Origin of the sequence: Marinobacter sp. SS8-8, assembly GCF_030540945.1 — a bacterium.
In the GTDB taxonomy this organism is placed as follows: Bacteria; Pseudomonadota; Gammaproteobacteria; order Pseudomonadales; family Oleiphilaceae; genus Marinobacter.
This window is the reverse complement of the sequence record NZ_JASSVN010000007.1, coordinates 24,508-41,599: the sequence shown is the minus strand read 5'-3', so window position 1 is coordinate 41,599 and position 17,092 is coordinate 24,508. Positions and strand designations below refer to the sequence as shown.

General features: G+C 59.2%; 10 protein-coding genes. 4 read left to right on the top strand and 6 right to left on the bottom strand.

Annotated elements, in window-relative coordinates; translation table 11 throughout:
- Positions 1–17: 17 nt before the first annotated feature.
- Genes pcaF through paaG form a run of 4 tightly spaced genes read right to left on the bottom strand, consistent with a single transcriptional unit; the run spans position 18 to position 4,020 of the window.
- Positions 18–1,265, bottom strand: coding sequence for a 3-oxoadipyl-CoA thiolase (gene pcaF, locus QPL96_RS09125; protein ID WP_303287081.1), 1,248 nt, complete (start codon positions 1,263–1,265; stop codon positions 18–20).
- Positions 1,262–1,708, bottom strand: a complete 447-nt coding sequence (gene paaI, locus QPL96_RS09120; protein ID WP_303287080.1) for a hydroxyphenylacetyl-CoA thioesterase PaaI — start codon at positions 1,706–1,708, stop codon at positions 1,262–1,264. The genes pcaF and paaI overlap by 4 nt, the downstream gene beginning before the upstream one ends.
- A complete protein-coding gene (gene paaH, locus QPL96_RS09115; RefSeq protein WP_303287079.1) occupies positions 1,705–3,225 on the bottom strand; it encodes a 3-hydroxyacyl-CoA dehydrogenase PaaH in 1,521 nt (506 codons plus the stop codon). Before paaH ends, paaI begins: the two co-directional genes overlap by 4 nt.
- Positions 3,226–3,228: 3 nt before the next feature.
- Positions 3,229–4,020 (bottom strand): 2-(1,2-epoxy-1,2-dihydrophenyl)acetyl-CoA isomerase PaaG, encoded by a 792-nt coding sequence (gene paaG / locus QPL96_RS09110; protein WP_303287078.1) that lies wholly within the window; start codon positions 4,018–4,020, stop codon positions 3,229–3,231.
- A 362-nt stretch (positions 4,021–4,382) separates the two neighbouring features.
- Between paaG and QPL96_RS09105 the strand changes: the two genes are divergently transcribed.
- On the top strand, positions 4,383–4,976 hold the full coding sequence (locus QPL96_RS09105) for a phenylacetic acid degradation protein PaaY (RefSeq protein WP_303287077.1): 594 nt from the start codon (positions 4,383–4,385) through the stop codon (positions 4,974–4,976).
- Positions 4,977–5,024: 48 nt separating this feature from the next.
- On the opposite strand, the gene QPL96_RS09100 is transcribed toward QPL96_RS09105, so the two are convergent.
- On the bottom strand, positions 5,025–6,827 hold the full coding sequence (locus QPL96_RS09100; protein ID WP_303287076.1) for an NAD(P)/FAD-dependent oxidoreductase: 1,803 nt from the start codon (positions 6,825–6,827) through the stop codon (positions 5,025–5,027).
- A 343-nt stretch (positions 6,828–7,170) separates the two neighbouring features.
- Here QPL96_RS09100 and QPL96_RS09095 point away from each other — a divergent pair, with 343 nt between their 5' ends.
- Positions 7,171–9,147, top strand: a complete 1,977-nt coding sequence (locus QPL96_RS09095; RefSeq protein WP_303287075.1) for a sigma-54-dependent Fis family transcriptional regulator — start codon at positions 7,171–7,173, stop codon at positions 9,145–9,147.
- A gap of 18 nt (positions 9,148–9,165) precedes the next feature.
- Here QPL96_RS09095 and QPL96_RS09090 read toward each other — a convergent pair whose 3' ends face one another.
- Positions 9,166–9,618, bottom strand: a complete 453-nt coding sequence (locus tag QPL96_RS09090; protein WP_303287074.1) for an Lrp/AsnC ligand binding domain-containing protein — start codon at positions 9,616–9,618, stop codon at positions 9,166–9,168.
- A 159-nt stretch (positions 9,619–9,777) separates the two neighbouring features.
- Between QPL96_RS09090 and QPL96_RS09085 the strand changes: the two genes are divergently transcribed.
- Together QPL96_RS09085 and putA are read left to right on the top strand one after the other, a co-directional pair.
- Entirely contained in the window at positions 9,778–13,281 is a 3,504-nt protein-coding gene (locus QPL96_RS09085) for an NAD-glutamate dehydrogenase (protein ID WP_303287073.1), read from the top strand.
- 171 nt (positions 13,282–13,452) lie between these two features.
- On the top strand, positions 13,453–17,082 hold the full coding sequence (gene putA, locus QPL96_RS09080; RefSeq protein WP_303287072.1) for a bifunctional proline dehydrogenase/L-glutamate gamma-semialdehyde dehydrogenase PutA: 3,630 nt from the start codon (positions 13,453–13,455) through the stop codon (positions 17,080–17,082).
- Positions 17,083–17,092 lie beyond the last annotated feature (10 nt).

Genomic DNA, 17,092 nt, shown 5'->3' with positions numbered 1-17,092 from the left:
TGGTCCGGGCGGTGGCGTCAGGCCACGGCATCTGTCCGTTCAATGATCAGTGCAATACCCTGGCCAACGCCGATGCACATGGTGCAGAGGGCGTAACGGGCTTTCCGGCCTGCCGCGTGGCGGCGCTCCAGTTCGTTCAGGGCGGTAGTGACCAGCCGTGCACCGCTCATGCCCAGAGGGTGGCCCAGGGCGATGGCGCCCCCGTTCGGGTTTACATGCCCGGCGTCATCCGGCAGCCCGAGGTCGCGGGTGACGGCAAGGGCCTGGGCGGCGAAGGCTTCGTTCAGTTCAATCACGTCCATATCGGCCAGTTCAAGACCTGCGGTCGCCAGAACCTTGCGGGTGGCAGGCGCGGGCCCGAAGCCCATAATTCGTGGCTCAACGCCGGCGGTGACCATGGCAACGATCCGGGCGCGGGGCTTGAGGTTATACTGCTTGAGGGCATCGGCGCCTGCCAGCAGCAGTGCGCAGGCACCGTCGTTCACACCGGAGGCATTGCCGGCAGTAACCGTGCCGTTTTCGCGGAACGGGGTTGGCAGCGAGGCCAGCTTTTCCAGACTGGTTTCACGGGGGTGCTCATCGGTATCCACCACCAGTGGGTCCTGCTTGCGACGGGGGATGATCACCGGCGTGATTTCCGCGGCCAGTCGGCCTTCCTTCTGGGCTGCGGCGGTGCGCTGCTGACTGCGCAGGGCGAAGGCATCCTGGTCTTCCCGGGAGATGCCGAAATCGGCCGCCACGTTCTCGGCTGTTTCCGGCATGGAATCGATCCCGTACTGCTTCTTGAGCAGCGGGTTGACAAAGCGCCAGCCCATGGTGGTGTCGAAAATCTCTGCCTTGCGGCTGAATGCGGACTCGGCCTTGCCCATCACAAACGGAGCCCGTGACATGGACTCGACACCGCCGGCAATCATCAGTTGGGTTTCGCCGGTGCGGATTGCCCGGGCGGCACTGCCGACCGCATCCATGCCCGAACCGCACAGGCGGTTGATGGTGCTGCCCGGTACATCCACTGGCAGACCAGCCAGAAGCAACGACATGCGGGCCACGTCCCGGTTGTCTTCGCCGGCCTGGTTGGCGCAGCCATAGAGCACATCGTCAATTTTAGACCAGTCCATATCCGGATGGCGCTCGGTCAGCGCCTTGATGGGGATGGCACCCAGGTCATCTGCGCGCACGGCGGAGAGCGCACCGCCGTAGCGACCGATGGGGGTACGGATGGCATCGACGATATAGGCCTCTTTGAGAAGATTGTCCGCGCTCATAAATTATCCTCCGAATTGCGTACGGTGCCACGAACCTCGTAGGAGCGGCCCCGGAACAGGGCAACCTTGCGGCCGTCCTGGTTGGTTAATGTGATGTCGTAAACGCCGGTGCGGCCGCCGCGGGCCTGCTCTTCGGCAGTGGCGGTCAGCCGGTCGCCTTCTTTGGCGCCGGACATGTAATCAATGCTGCAACTGGAGGCGACGGTGGCCCGGTCATAGCTGTTGCAGGCGAAAGCAAAAGCGGAGTCGGCCAGGGTGAACAGATAGCCGCCGTGGCAGGAACCGTGGCCCTGGATCATGTCGCCGGTTATGATCATGGTCAGTACCGCTTTGCCCGGGGCAACGGACTCAATGTTCATGCCCAGCTTCTGGCTGGCTTGATCCCGCGCGAACATGGCTTTTGCGCATTCCTCGGCGAGTGTTTGTGGGTTCATCTTGCTCATGAATAAAACCCCTTCTGTGCGAATGCATTCTTCCGAAGCAGCAGGGCAGGGCGATAGCGATCTTCTGCGTAGCTGTTCTGGATGTTAGTCAGCACGTTAAACACCTGGCCGGCCCCGAGCCGGTCACTCCAGCTCAGCGGACCATCGGGATAGTTCAGGCCCGCTTTCATGGCCAGATCGATATCCGCGACCGTCGCCACGCCGTGCAGGGCCGCATCGGCGGCTTCGTTGGCCAGCATGGCAACGGTGCGCATGACGACCAGTCCGGGGTGATCGGCGATCAGGCTGACGGCAATACCCGCTTTTTGCAGTAAAGCACAGGCACAGGAAACCGCCGCCTCGGAAGCCTGGTCGGCCGGAGCCAGGGCAAGTCTGGTGGCTTTGCTGTAGTCGAAGGCCAGGTCAAAAAGTACCAGGTTGGCGATGCCGTCGCTGGCGGCGCGCTCGGTGGCCATGCGACCATCGGTGAGTGCCAGCACGGCATCGCCGAACCGAATCTGGCCCGGGCCGTCGCGCTCGATAATGGTCAGGCCGGCTGCTTTCAGTCGCTCCAGCAGCGGGGCGGCGACGCCGGGATTGCCTTCGGCAATGACCACGGACTCATCGGATTGATGTGCCGGCTCGGTCTTTGGCTGCGGCTTTTCCGCGCTCTCGCCATAGGGATAGAAACCCTGGCCACTCTTGCGACCCAATCGGCCAGCTTCCACCAGCTCCTTCTGGATCAGTGAAGGCAGGAAGCGCGGGTCCTGATAGTAGGAGTTGAACACAGAATTGGTCACGGCGTAATTGACGTCGTGGCCGATCAGATCGGTCAGCTCAAACGCGCCCATGCGGAACTGGCCGGCTTCGCGGATGATGGCATCCAGCGTTGCGGCATCGGTGGCCTGTTCCTGCAGCAGGCGCAGGCTCTCTGCGTAAAACGGACGGGCAACACGGTTAACGATAAAGCCGGGAGTTGAGGTGGCATAGACCGGCTTCTTGCCCCAGGCGCTTGCCGTGGCGTGAACCGTCTCAGCGACGGTTTTGCTGGTGGCCAGGCCCATCACTACTTCTACCAGTGCCATCAGGGGTGCCGGATTGAAGAAGTGCATACCCACCAGGCGCCCGGGTTTTTTCATTCCGGCGCCGAGGGCGGTGACGGAGATGGACGAAGTGTTGGTGGCGAGGATCGTGTCCCCGGCACAGAGTTCTTCCAGCTTAGCCAGCAGTTGGCGTTTGATTTCGAGATCCTCAATGATAGCTTCAATCACCAGCCCGGTATCGGCTGCTTCACTAAGGTTTTCAATCGGCTGGATCCGGCCGATGATGGCGTCCAGCTCCTGCTGCTGCATCTTGCCCTTATCGACCCGACGCTGGAGCTGTTTGGCAATACCGTCACGGCCTGCCTCAGCAGCACCTTCTCTCTGGTCGTGCAGGTAAACATGATGGCCTGCCTGGGCGGCTACCTGGGCAATACCGGAGCCCATGGCCCCGGCGCCGATGACGGCAACTTTGGTTTGGGTGTCCAGTGCCGGCATGGCTTATTTCCCCTTGAAGTTCGGCGTGCGTTTTTCCATGAAGGCGGCAACGCCTTCGCGGTAATCCTCGGTCTGCCCGGCTGTGCGCTGGAGGTCCCGCTCCAGATTGATCTGCTCTTCAAAGGTATTGCTGGCGCTGGCGTGCAGTGCGCGCTTGATCAGGGCGAGGCCCTTGGTGGGCTGGATGGCGAAATGCCGGGCCAGTTTCATGGTTTCTTCCATGAGCTGCTCGTTATCCACGCAGCGCCAGATCATGCCCCAGTTCTCGGCCTGTTCGGCACTGATTTTTTCTCCCAGCAGTGCCATGCCTTTGGCCCGGGCCATGCCGGCCACGCGGGGCAGGATCCAGGTGCCGCCCGAGTCGGGTACCAGGCCCAGCTTGCAGAAGGCCTGAACGAAATTGGCGGAGCGAGCCGCGAGGGTGATGTCGCAGGCCAGGGCGATGTTGGCTCCGGCGCCGGCCGCCACGCCATTGACGGCGCAAAGCACCGGCATCGGCAGATCCCGCAAGCTGCGCATCAGCGGGTTGTAGTAGTTCTCCAGTGAGGCGCCGAGATCCGGCATTTCCTGGTCCGGGGATACGCTGCGGTCTGAAAGATCCTGACCGGCGCAAAAACCCCGGCCAGAGCCGGTAATAACCAACACCCGGACAGACTCATCCTTGCGCACAGTGCTGATGGCATCGCGCATGCGTTCGTGCATTTCGACATTGAAACTGTTCAGGTTGTCTGGGCGGTTCAGGGTTAGCAGAGCCACGCCCTGATCGATTTCAAGAAGAATGCTCGGCTGAGTCATGGCGTTGTTGTCCTGTTGTTTGTGTTTGTTTTGGGGGATAGCTTGAAAGGCGTCTTGGACCGGTACGGCGCTATCAATTGCGAAAAATGAGTATATCTTAGAATTGATACTCGTCAAGGACTGTGCTTTTCAGATTATGTATCGCTTTGATCTTAACTTATAAAGTGTGGTTTCTATGTCTATGAAATAATTTATCAAATTTCAAATGTGGTTGGTTTGGATCAGATTTTTCCCTGCTATTTTGTGTTGCAAGCCCCTTTCAGGGCATGCAAATTTCTCCGGAAAACGATAATGTGATACAGAAAACGAATTACAAAAACGTTTTGGGTCCCATTTCTGTCGGCCTTGCTCAGGAGAGCGTTATGCCCAGTTACAGTATAGAAGGCGTTGTTCCCGTCGTTCACCCGTCTGCCTACGTGCACCCGACAGCTGTGCTGATCGGCGATGTCTGGATCGGTCCGGATTGCTATGTCGGGCCGGCGGCGTCGCTGCGCGCCGATTTCGGCCGGATTATTCTCAAGCAGGGTTCGAACGTTCAGGACACCTGCGTAATGCACGCCTTCCCGGGCATGGACACCATCGTTGAGAAGAATGGCCACGTCGGGCACGGCGCAATCCTCCATGGCTGTGTTGTTGGCGAGGACGCCATGGTGGGCATGAATGCGGTGGTGATGGACGAGGCCCGTATAGCGCCCCGTTCGATTGTTGGAGCCTGTGCTTTTGTGAAGGCAAAGTTTACTTGTGAGCCGGGATCACTGGTTGTCGGATCGCCGGCGAAAGTGATGCGGATGCTCAGCGACAAGGAAACCGCCTGGAAGAAACAGGGAACCGAGGAATACCAGAGACTGACACTGCGCTCCCTGGCCAGCCTGGAGGAAGTACAGCCACTTGCAGACGCTGAAGAGGACCGGCCCCGGGTGGATGCCGGGGGGTACAAGCCGAAGTACGAGCAGTGATGGGGCGCCATGGGGCCAGACCTTCCATTGGCCGGGCCCCATGCGATATCAGGACAGGTGATGGACCGGCTGCAATCCGTAAACAGGCGTTTCCAGCCCCTCCATCCGCGCTTTCAGCTGTAACGCCAGGTACAGCGAGTAATGTCGAGACTGGTGCAGGTTGCCGCCGTGGAACCAGAGTGCTTCCTGCTGGGTTGGTTTCCACATGTTACGCAGCTCGCCCTCCCATGGGCCGGGGTCTTTGGTAGTATCCGAGCCCATGCCCCAGCATTTGCCGACCTTGTCGGCGACCTCCTGGGAAATGATGCGGGCGGCCCAGCCATTCATTGAGCCGAATCCGGTGGCATACACGATAAGGTCTGCGGGCAGTTCGGTGCCGTCGGTCAGGGTCACGGATCTGGGGTTGATGCGCTCAATGGTCACACCGCTTTTCAACCTGATTTCCCCCTGGGCCACCAGTTCCGAGGCGCCGACATCAATGTAATAACCGGAGCCCCGGCGGAGATACTTCATAAACAGGCCGGAGCCATCATCACCAAAATCCAGCATAAAGCCGGCTTTCCCAAGTCGGTTGTAGAAATCCGCATCCTGTTCCTGCACCTGCTCGTAAACCGGCTTGTGGACGTCAGGCATGATTCGGTAGGGGAGAGAGGCGAAGGTCAGATCCGCCTTTTCGGTAGTGATGCCATTCTCTACCGCCTGTTCGGAGTAGAGGCCTCCGAGCGCCAGATCCATGAGCGTATCGGACTTGATGATATGGGTGGACGAGCGTTGAATCATGGTAACGTCGGCATCGTTTTCCCAAAGGGCGGCACATATATCGTGGGCTGAATTGTTGCCGCCGAGAACGACGCATTTCTTGCCCTTGTAGGCTTCTCCGCCCGGATGTTTGCTGGAGTGATGCTGCTCACCCTCGAAGCTGTCCATGCCGGGAATGTCCGGAATGTTCGGGATGCCAGACATGCCCGTAGCCAGCACCAGTTGCTTCGGGCGCAGAGTCACTCGCTCCCCGTCCCGGATCACATTAACGATCCACTCCTGTTTGGCCTCGTCATACTGCGCGCCGGTGCATTCGGTCGAATTCCAGTAGTTCAGCTCCATGATCCTGGTGTACATCTCCAGCCAGTCCCCGATCTTGTCCTTGGGGCAAAACACTGGCCAGTGCTCCGGGAATGGCAGATACGGCATGTGGTCGTACCAGACCGGATCGTGCAGGCAAAGGGATTTGTAACGGTTGCGCCAGGAGTCGCCCGGCCTGGGGTTGCGCTCAATGACGATGGTTGGTACATCCAGTTGTCGTAGACGGGCTCCCAGCCCAATACCGCCCTGGCCGCCACCGATAACAACACAATAGGGCTGTTTGCTGTAACCGAGCTCCCGCTCCTCTTTCTGCCTGGCGTCCAGCCAGGTCTTCCGGGACTTGGCGGCCCCATGCTGTGCGCCATTGGGTCGGAGATGTTTGCGTTTTTCCGGGAATTCCCGCAATTCCTGCATGGTGGTGAGCAGGGTCCAGGCTTTTCCGTTACGGAGCCGCAGATGTCCTTTGCAGAATGCGTCAGCGGTTTCGAAGGTGATCCAGGCTTCTGTTATCCCGTCCTGTTCAGTCGCGTCTTCGGCAATCTGCCAGTTATGGGGGTGGCGGTCCATGGCCATGCTGGCGAGCATGTCCCGGATCTCGGTCCGGCCCTCCATAGTCTTTATGTTCCAGGTCATCGAAACGAGGTCTCGCCAGAATCCTTCGTCCTCAAAGTGGTTGGCAGCCTGTTCGGGGGTGTTTGATTGCAGGGTCTCGTTGAAACCTGCGAGCCATTGTTCGATGCGTTGAGTTGGCGTAACCGGGTGTTGTGCCATGTTCGTTCTCCATGCTGCATAGTTTTTGTTCGCAGACTGGCTACTGCAGTTGCTGTGCCACATCGTGGTCTCCGCCCCCCCCCCTGGGGCGTGCAGGTGCCTGAAAGCCTTGGTGTCTTCTGAAAAACGCAAGGAGCGGATGCTCAAAGTGCCGGCCAGCACTCCTTGCCCGGGGCGTTACATTTGTCAGACACTGCAGGCCGTTGGGTTTACAGGTGTAATACAGAAGCTGGTACTAAGGAAGGATGCGGCGGGAGGTGTAAAGGGTATAAGCTTGAGTAGCGTTGCAGTAGTCCCTCTGACAGATGACAACAACAAGACCCCATCGGTTCAGGAGCTTTGCATGACCACGCAACAACTTGCCCAGCGTCATCATATTGATACTGTTCTCAGTTACGCTGAGGGAGACCGGTCGAAACAGGCATCCCCGGCGACGGAGCTGATCGGGCGATCGTGGAAACGCTGTATTAAGGAGTACGGGCTTGATCCCAGTCGGCCCCGCAGCGCCCGTATCGTTACGCAACAAACCCTACGCGAACATCAGGATTCGGTAGATGAGTTCCTCAATGTTGCCAGAGCCGGTGTGGAGCAGTTGTACGGCATGGTTTCCCAGCTCGGTTACGTCTTGCTGCTGACCGACCATCGGGGGATCACTGTGCAGTACCTGGGCGACCGGCGGTCCGATAAACGTCTGCGCCAGGCAGGCCTCTACCTTGGCGCTGACTGGAGTGAGCAGTATGCGGGCACCTGTGCCGTTGGAACCTGCATACAGGAGCAGCAGGCGCTTACGTGTCATCGGGTTGATCATTTTGATGCGAGTCATATCAGCCTGACCTGCACGTCTGCGCCAATCCGGGATCCTTCCGGGGAGCTTCTGGCGGTTCTGGATATATCCGCCCTGGATTCACCCCGGGCCAGCTACAGCCAGACCTTTGCCCTCAACTTGACTCAGCTATACGCTCGCATGATTGAGGATGCCTATTTCCTTCGCAAATACCGCAACCAGTTGATTTTCCGTTGTGATGTTTCCCGGGAGTTTGTCCAGGTCAACGGCCAGCATCTCTTTGCCATCGACGAGAATGGCGGGGTCGAAGCGTGCAATACTGCCGGTCGTTTACTCTTATGGGATACACCTGTACAGAACATCGTGGGCCAGGAGCCCGATCTTACCCAATTGTTCGAGTGCCAGTTGGAAGATATCTGGAGCATTCCCTACGATCAGGATGATCAGGTGCGGGCTTTTCGACACCAGGGAAGCGGGAGGACCTTCTTCGCCGCCCTGATACAGCCCCGGATTGGCTCACCGAGACCGGTCAAGACAGCCACGCTGCCTGCGGATGAGAGTGTTCCCGGGCTGGATGCCCTTGCCGCTGACGATCCGGTTATGCGTCGTACCCTCGGACTGGCCAAACGGCTTAGAAACCGGGACGTTGGTTTGCTGATACTGGGTGAGACTGGCACCGGCAAAGAGGTTCTGGCCCGGGCGATCCACGACTCCGGCAACCGGTCCAGACGGGCATTCGTGGCTGTCAATTGCGCGGCGATTCCGGAATCACTGATCGAAAGTGAATTGTTTGGTTATGTTGCCGGTTCCTTCACGGGGGCGCGGACCAAGGGTATGCGCGGGCTGATTCAGCAAGCGGATGGCGGCACGCTGTTCCTCGACGAGATTGGCGATATGCCGCTGCAGCTTCAGACCCGATTGTTACGGGTTCTGGCCGAGGGCGAAATTCTGCCAATCGGTGCGGACCGGCCTGTGCGCGTGAACTGCAGGGTCATCGCTGCAACCCACCAGGATCTGTCCCGGTTGATCGAGCGTGGTGACTTCCGCGCAGACCTTTACTATCGACTCAATGGTGCCTCCCTGAAATTGCCGCCGTTAAGACAGCGGGCGGACCGCCCCCATGTTATCCAGTCGGTGCTGGAAAACCTGATTGTCACCGGAAGCCTTCCGGAGGTCCGGTTGCGTGCCGATGCCGTGAGTGCACTTCTGGCTTTCGACTGGCCGGGAAATATTCGCCAACTGGTCAATGCCCTGACCTTTGCTGAGGCGACATGCGATGGTAGTGAGATAACCGCTTACGATCTGCCGGAGGAGTGCGTATCTGATCGCATGCCACCCGTGGCTGATGACCTGCCCGGCACAGATATCGAATCGACCCCCTTGCTGGATGCGCTGTATGCCAATCAGTGGAATATTTCCGAGGTGGCCCGGCAGTTCGAGGTCTCCCGGCCAACGATTTATCGCTGGGTTGAACGGCAGGGAATTACGCTGCCCCGCTTTCTGGGGAAAGGTAATACTACCGGCAGGAAGCCTTAGGGCGCGGCTTGCCGTACGTCAGATGCCTGCATCCCTCACGTTTTCCATCACCACAAACGTGCTGGTCTGGAGCACGTGGGGCAGTGCCGATATCTCCTCACCCAGGACCTGTCGGTATTCCTGCATGTTCCGGGTCCGGACTTTCAGCAGGTAGTCGAAATTGCCGGCAATCATGTGGCATTGCTCCACCGCGGATATCTGCTTCACGGCTTTATTGAAGGCCGCCAGGGCACCGCTGCTGGTGTCGTTCAGGGTGACCTGGGCAAAGGCGATGTGGCTGAGGCCCAGCTTGGTCTGGTTGACCAGGGCCGTGTAGCCGGTGATGTAACCCTGTTCTTCCAGCCGGCGCATCCGTACCTGGCAAGGGGTTTTGGAAAGGCCCACCCGGGACGCGAGCTCGGTAACGGTGATCCGGGAATTTTTCTGCAACTCGCGAATAATGGATTTGTCAATTCTGTCCAAATCGGCCATGTGGTCGGTTCCAGGCTGGATTATTGGCTAAATCATCCGGTAAATATAATCAAAACTCCTCGATTCCGAAACTATACGGTCAAAGCGACTTCCGGGGCTTGCGTATACTGTCAGCTACGCTATTGCCGAAAGAACGTGTAAAAAGCCCGGAGAGTTTCGATGACCGATCCGCACACATTACAAAAACAAACCCTGCTGGAACAGCTTGCCGATGTCCTTCAGAACCAGTCCGCCGACAATGACGATTCCCTTGAACTGCGTGAGATTGTGGCCCGGATGGTTCAGGAATCCCGATCATGGGACGACGATCTGCACGCCGAGCTCGTTCGGGTTTTCGGAGCATCCCTGGGGGGACGTTACGCCCAGGTGTTCAGTGGCGGGTTTCCCTCGGCCTACCGGGCCAGGTTTCCGGTAGCGGAAGCACTGGCCGATATTGAACAGATCCAGTCCATCGCCGTCAGCACCGATGTGCCCATGCGCTTTTACCAGCCCCGGGATTCTTCCGAAACGGGATTTCACTTCAAGCTATACAGCGAGGGGCAGCCGGTTGTTCTGTCCGATGTGATCCCGATCCTCGAGAACCTGGGCATGCGGGTGCTCGGTGAACATCCCTACCGGGTGCGGCGCCGGGACGGTGAAACTTTCGGCGTCAGTGACTTTACCGTTGAGCTCCATGCCCGCTGCCGGGATGCCGACCTGGACGCAGCCAGGCCGCTGATCCAGGGGGCTTTCCGGGAAATCTGGAATGGCTTTGCGGAAAACGACGATTTCAACCAACTGGTCATGCTGTGTAACCTTGGCTGGCGTGAGGTGGCGCTGCTCCGGGCCTATGCCCGCTATATGAAGCAACTGCGTTTCGGCTTCAGCCAGCCCTTTATTGCAGAGACCCTGGCCCGCCACCCTGGCATCACCTCCATGCTGGTTGCCTTCTTCCAGAAACGGTTTGATCCTCGGTTGCAGGGGAGAAAGAAAGGCCGGGTCTCAGCAGGCAAGGTTGAGGCAGAGATACTTGACGCCCTTGAAGCGGTAGCGAGCCTCGATGATGACCGGATTCTCCGGCGCTTTTTCGTGCTGATCCGGGCTACGCTCCGAACCAGTTATTTCCAGCGCCAGGAGGATGGCGGATTCCGGAGTTACCTCTCGCTGAAGCTGGACCCTTCCTCCATTCCGGACATCCCCCGACCGCGGCCGAAATTCGAGATTTTCGTTTACTCGCCACGGATTGAGGGTGTTCATCTGAGGTCTGGCCCTGTCGCCCGGGGTGGCTTGCGGTGGTCTGACCGGATTGAGGATTACCGCACCGAGATTCTCGGCCTGGTAAAAGCCCAGCAGGTAAAGAACTCGGTAATTGTGCCGGCAGGTGCCAAGGGTGGCTTCGTGGTGAAGCAGCCGCCGCAGGATGGGTCCCGGGAAGCGCTGCGGGAGGAGGGCGTTGCCTGCTATCAAACCTTTATCAGGGGGCTTCTGGACATTACCGACAACCTGGAAGACGGCAGGGTTGTGCCCCCGGAAAGCGTGGTCCGTTACGACGGCGACGACACCTACCTGGTTGTTGCCGCAGACAAGGGAACCGCCACGTTTTCTGACATTGCCAACACGCTTGCCGCAGAATACGGCTTCTGGCTGGGTGATGCCTTCGCCTCCGGCGGCAGTGAGGGCTATGACCACAAGAAAATGGGGATTACCGCAAGGGGCGCCTGGGAGTCGGTAAAGCGACATTTTCTGGAAAAGGGCACAGGCACCCAGGCGGACGAATTCACTGTGGTGGGCATTGGCGACATGGCAGGCGATGTGTTTGGCAATGGCATGCTGTTGTCAGAGCGGATTCGCCTGGTTGGCGCCTTCAATCACCAGCATATCTTTATTGATCCGCAGCCGGATACCGGGGCGTCTTTCCGTGAGCGTCAGCGCCTGTTTAATCTGCCGGGGTCAACCTGGGCCGACTATGACACACAGCTGATCAGTGATGGTGGCGGTGTGTTCGCGCGCTCCATGAAGTCCATTCCGGTGTCTCCGGAGATGCGGCGGATGCTCGGTACCAAGGCCCGGACGCTGCCACCCGCCGAGTTGATCAGCGCCCTGCTCAGGGCGCCGGTGGACATGTTGTGGAACGGTGGTATTGGCACCTACGTGAAAGCGCCCTTTGAATCCCATGAAGATGTGGGCGACAAGGCCAACGACGCCCTGAGAATCGACAGTAACCAGCTGCGTTGCAAGGTGCTGGGTGAGGGTGGCAACCTTGGCGTGACCCAGCGGGCGCGGATTGATTTTGCCCGCCTCGGCGGCTCCGCCAACAGCGATTTCATCGATAACGCCGGTGGAGTGGACTGCTCGGACCATGAGGTCAATATCAAGATCCTTCTCAATGATCTGGTACACCGGCAGCGGATGACCCTGCGCGAGCGTAACGGGATGCTCCGGGCAATGACCCCGGAAGTGGCGGACCTGGTGCTGAGAAACAACTATCGGCAGGCCATGGCGCTGAGCCTGGCGCAGAACACAGCGGTCGCCAGCGCGGATCAGTATGAGCGGCTGATGCGGCGGCTGGAGACTGAGGGCAAACTGGACCGCGGCCTTGAGTTCCTGCCCTCCGATGAAGAACTGCAGGTCCGCCGGGAGCGCGGTGCCGGCCTGACCCGGCCGGAACTGGCGGTACTGGTGTCCTACGCCAAGATCGAGCTGAAACAGGCTTTGGTGGCAGCTCCAATTGTGCATGACCCCCGGTTTAATGCTGCGCTTCACTCGGCGTTTCCGGCGTCCTTGCTGGCGGCTTTTCCGGAAGCGGTAGGTGCTCATCCGCTGCGGGCCGAAATTTCAGCAACCCAGATTGCCAATGATCTGGTGAACCGCATGGGAATCACCTGGTTCGACCGGATCCGCAGTGCCACCGGCGCGGATGCGGGCCGGATTGCCGCGGCTTACCTGATCTCCCTCCGGGTTCATGACGTAGACGCTCACTGGGAAGCCATTGAAGCGCTGGACGGAAAAGTCAGCGCGGATGTGCAGGCAGAGCTGTTTGCCGATGCCATCCGCCTGGTGACCCGAAGCACCAGTTGGCTGTTGCAGAACCGTCGCCAGGCGCTGGACCCGGTGTCGTGTATTGATCATTACCGGGCGCCGCTTGCCGATGTTCTGGCCTCCAAGGAGCGTCTGGAATCGGTGATTCCTGCAAGCCGCTGGCACGAAAGCTATGCTGAGTATTGTGAGCGGAAGGTTCCGGAGGGTTTGTCAGCCTGGTGCGCTTCCGCGGAAAGCCGTTACTGGCTGATGGATATGATCGAGATTTCCCGTCAGTTGGGCCAGGATCTGGGATCTGTTGCCTGGGTCTATTTCAGGCTTGGCGAAAGTCTGAACCTGACCTGGCTGGACCGGCAAATGCGGGCATTCCGGGCAATTGGCCACTGGCAGGTGCTGGCGACCATCCACTACCGGGATGAACTGGATCACCAGTTGCGAAACCTTACGCTCAGCGTGTTTTCCGAGCCGGTGGAGGGTGACGGAACCCCGGTCGAGCGGCTTGATGCATGGCGAGATGACAAACAGGCGTTGCTCGGCCGGTGGCAGCGCATGCTGAGCGATATGCAATCCGCAAGCGATGTGGATTGTGCCGTTTTCTCGGTGGCGCACGGAATGCTGAGAGAGCTGGCCGCAAAAGCCGGATAGCGGGAATGGGTCAGGCAAATCACCTAAAGAATACTATTTTTCGAGAAAATTATTAAACTCTGATCCATATAAAAAAGATGTAATGTCGTGCATGCCTGGTTTTTAAAGAGAAATAGTCTTTGTTGATCTCGGTAGAATGCCGGAGAGACAAACAACTAAGAGGGTACAGCTATGAGACCGCAGCAATCAGAGACGCCGGAGCTTGGTGATAGCCGGCAGGCGATCCGTGAATACATTCTTGCGGATGAGCACAAGGTGATCCACGAGATGATTGCTGGCGCCCAGTTGTCCCAGACTGAACGGGATGCCATTTCCGCCCGTGCCGCCGGCCTGGTGCGTAGCGTCCGCAAGAATGCCAAGTCCACCATCATGGAGAAGTTCCTGGCGGAGTATGGCCTGACCACCAGGGAAGGCGTTGCCCTTATGTGTCTGGCCGAGGCGCTGTTGCGCGTGCCTGACAACACTACGATCCACGAACTGATTGAAGACAAGATCACGTCGGGTGCCTGGGGTAGCCACGTGGGTAAGGCGTCGTCATCGCTTATCAACACCGCGACCGTCGCCTTGTTGATGACCAGCAACCTGCTCAAGGATTCCGAGCGCAACACCGTGGGCGAAACCCTGCGCAAACTGCTCAAGCGTTTTGGTGAGCCGGTGATTCGTACTGTGGCCGGCCAGGCGATGAAGGAGATGGGCCGCCAGTTCGTGCTGGGCCGCGACATCGATGAAGCCCAGGACGAAGCCAGGGGTTACATGGCCAGGGGCTATACCTATTCCTATGACATGCTGGGTGAAGCTGCCCGCACGGATGACGACGCCAAGCGCTACTACGACGCCTACTCCAACGCGATCAGCAGCATCGCCAGGGCGAGCAAGGGCGATGTGCGCAAGAATCCGGGCATTTCCGTGAAGCTGTCGGCCCTGTTGGCCCGTTACGAGTACGGCAACAAGGAGCGGGTGATGAACGAGTTGCTGCCCCGTGCCCGCGAACTGGTCAGGAAGGCGGCGGCCGCCAATATGGGGTTCAATATCGACGCTGAAGAGCAGGACCGTCTTGATCTGTCCCTCGACGTCATTGAAGCGCTGGTGTCAGACCCCGAACTGGCCGGATGGGATGGCTTTGGCATTGTGGTTCAGGCTTACGGCAAGCGCTCTTCCTTCGTGATTGACTGGATTTATGGGCTGGCCGAGGCGTACGACCGCAAGATCATGGTGCGCCTGGTCAAGGGCGCTTACTGGGATGCCGAAATCAAGCGTGCCCAGGTGATGGGCCTGAATGGTTTTCCGGTGTTTACCCGCAAGGCCTGCAGTGATGTCGCGTTCCTCTCCTGCGCCACCAAACTGCTGAACATGACGAACCGCATATACCCGCAGTTCGCCACTCATAACGCCCATTCCGTCTCCGCCATTCTGGAGATGGCCAAAACCAAAGGCGTGGACAATTACGAATTCCAGCGTCTGCACGGCATGGGCGAGTCCCTGCACAGCGAAGTGCTGAAAGTCAGTGGTGTGCCCTGTCGCATTTACGCGCCGGTTGGTCCCCATAAGGATCTGCTGGCGTACCTGGTGCGTCGACTTCTGGAGAATGGGGCCAACAGCTCCTTCGTTAACCAGATTGTCGATACCAGCATAACTCCGGAAGAAATCGCGAAAGACCCGATTGTCAGCGTGGAGGAGATGGGCGACAACATCTCCAGCAAGGCGATCGTGCACCCGTACAAGCTGTTTGGCGAGGAGCGTCGCAACTCCAGGGGCTGGGATATTACCGATCCGGTTACCGTGGACGATATTGAAAAGGGCCGGGGTGCGTACAAGGACTACCGCTGGAAGGGTGGCCCGGTGATTTCCGGAGAGGTGGCAGGCACGGAAGTGCAGGTCGTTCGTAACCCGGCGGATCCGGATGACCTGGTCGGGCAGGTAACCCAGGCCTGTGACGCCGACGTGGATACCGCCATTACCGCCGCTGCGGCCGCGTTCAAGAGCTGGTCCCGGAAGTCCGCTGAAGAGCGGGCGGCCTGTGTTCGCAAGGTGGGGGATCTATACGAAGAGAACGTCGATGAGCTGTTTGCCCTCACTACCCGCGAGGCCGGGAAGTCGCTGGCGGATGCCATTGCCGAAGTCCGCGAGGCCGTGGATTTTTCCCAGTATTATGCCAATGAAGCGATCCGCTACAAGGACCGTGGCGACGCCCGCGGTGTCATGTGCTGTATCTCACCCTGGAACTTCCCGCTGGCGATTTTCACCGGGCAGATCCTGGCAAACCTGGCGGCGGGTAACACTGTGGTTGCCAAGCCGGCCGAGCAGACGTCCCTGCTGGCGGTGCGGGCCGTTGAACTGATGCATCAGGCGGGTATTCCCGAAGATGCCGTCCAGTTGCTTCCGGGTACCGGTGCCACCGTCGGCGCGGCGCTGACCTCCGATTCCCGTGTCAGTGGTGTTTGCTTCACCGGCTCCACCGCAACCGCCCAGCGCATTAACAAGGTCATGACCGAAAACATGACCCCGGACGCGCCGCTAGTGGCGGAAACCGGTGGCCTGAATGCCATGATTGTGGATTCCACCGCATTGCCGGAGCAGGTTGTCCGTGACGTACTGGCGTCCTCGTTCCAGAGCGCCGGCCAGCGTTGTTCGGCGCTGCGCATGCTGTACGTGCAGAAGGACATTGCCGACGGTCTTCTGGAAATGCTTTACGGCGCCATGGAAGAGCTGGGCATTGGCGATCCCTGGTTGCTGTCCACGGATGTGGGGCCGGTGATCGATGAGAATGCCCGCAAGAAGATTGTCGACCACTGCCAGAAGTTCGAGCGTAGCGGCAAGCTGCTGAAGAAACTGCCGGTTCCCGAGAAGGGGCTGTTTGTGTCTCCAGCAGTACTGAGCGTGAGTGGCATTGAGGAGCTGGAAGAAGAAATCTTCGGGCCGGTACTCCATGTGGCCACCTTCGAGGCGAAGAACATCGACAAAGTGGTGGATTCGATCAACGCCAAGGGCTATGGCCTGACATTCGGTATCCACAGCCGGGTTGACCGTCGGGTGGAGCGCATCAGCAGCCGGATCAAGGTGGGTAACACCTACGTGAACCGGAACCAGATCGGCGCCATTGTCGGCTCCCAGCCGTTCGGTGGTGAAGGCCTGTCCGGTACCGGTCCCAAGGCTGGTGGTCCGCAGTACGTTCGTCGCTTCCTGAAAGGTAAGACAGTCGCGCGTGAAGCTGACTCAAGCGCCAAAAAGGTTGATGCAAAACAGCTCCAGAAGCTGATTGGCCAGCTCGACAAGCTGATCGCACCGAAGCCGGAAGCCCGAATTGAGACCCTGAAGCCCATCTTCGGGGATGTTCCCGCGCCGCTGGATGCCTACGTGGAAGCGCTGCCGGGGCCAACGGGCGAGACCAACCGCCTGTCCAACCATGCCCGCGGTATCGTGCTCTGTCTGGGGCCGGACAAGGAAACCGCTCTGGAGCAGGCCGGTGCCGCGTTGTCCCAGGGCAATAAGGTGGTGGTGATTGCACCGGGTGTTCAGGATGCCGTGAACCAGGCTGCGAAGGCAGGGCTGCCGATTACCGGCGTGGAAGGGCTGCTTGAGCCGGAAGCACTGGCCACGGTTGATGGCTTCGAGGCGGTGGTGAGCTGTGGTGTGCAGTCCCTGCTGAAGCAATACCGTGAGGCACTGGCCAGGCGTGACGGGGCACTGCTGCCAATGATTACCGAGCACACGCTGGATCAGCGGTTTGTGATTGAACGTCACTTGTGTGTCGATACGACCGCCGCGGGCGGTAACGCCAGCCTGATTGCCGCCTCCGAATAAGCGGCGGCAA

Bases quoted from the DNA above. Each gene is read 5' to 3' on its own strand.
- pcaF (WP_303287081.1), bottom strand. From the start codon at position 1,265: ATGAGCGCGGACAATCTTCTCAAAGAGGCCTATATCGTCGATGCCATC.
- QPL96_RS09085 (WP_303287073.1), top strand. From the start codon at position 9,778: ATGACCGATCCGCACACATTACAAAAACAAACCCTGCTGGAACAGCTT.
- QPL96_RS09100 (WP_303287076.1), bottom strand. From the start codon at position 6,827: ATGGCACAACACCCGGTTACGCCAACTCAACGCATCGAACAATGGCTC.
- QPL96_RS09095 (WP_303287075.1), top strand. From the start codon at position 7,171: ATGACCACGCAACAACTTGCCCAGCGTCATCATATTGATACTGTTCTC.
- paaI (WP_303287080.1), bottom strand. From the start codon at position 1,708: ATGAGCAAGATGAACCCACAAACACTCGCCGAGGAATGCGCAAAAGCC.
- QPL96_RS09090 (WP_303287074.1), bottom strand. From the start codon at position 9,618: ATGGCCGATTTGGACAGAATTGACAAATCCATTATTCGCGAGTTGCAG.
- paaH (WP_303287079.1), bottom strand. From the start codon at position 3,225: ATGCCGGCACTGGACACCCAAACCAAAGTTGCCGTCATCGGCGCCGGG.
- paaG (WP_303287078.1), bottom strand. From the start codon at position 4,020: ATGACTCAGCCGAGCATTCTTCTTGAAATCGATCAGGGCGTGGCTCTG.
- putA (WP_303287072.1), top strand. From the start codon at position 13,453: ATGAGACCGCAGCAATCAGAGACGCCGGAGCTTGGTGATAGCCGGCAG.
- QPL96_RS09105 (WP_303287077.1), top strand. From the start codon at position 4,383: ATGCCCAGTTACAGTATAGAAGGCGTTGTTCCCGTCGTTCACCCGTCT.